Source organism: Vibrio sp. 10N.222.52.B7 (genome assembly GCF_041474275.1).
Lineage (GTDB): Bacteria > Pseudomonadota > Gammaproteobacteria > Enterobacterales > Vibrionaceae > Vibrio > Vibrio crassostreae_C.
On record NZ_JBFRTU010000139.1, the window covers coordinates 973 to 1,173 of the forward strand.

General features: G+C 48.8%; 1 protein-coding gene. It reads left to right on the forward strand.

All coding sequences use genetic code 11. From position 1 onward, the window contains the following. Nucleotides 1–201: hypothetical protein (locus AB4512_RS21635; RefSeq protein ID WP_372175621.1), on the forward strand; the 201-nt coding region annotated here is incomplete at both ends.

The window sequence follows — 201 nt, forward strand, 5'->3', positions numbered from 1 at the left end:
AACGTCCTTTGATTCTCACTGCGGATAGAGGGCGTGGTAAAAGCTCGACATTGGGTATTGCCGCAGCGCAGCTGTTAGTTGAGCGTCACGGTTTTAATATTATTGTTACTGCACCTTCAGTGAAAGCGGTAGAGCCGGTATTTTCTCATGCTGGCCAAGGGTTAGAATCTTGCGAAGTGGTCAACGCTACTCACATTCGCC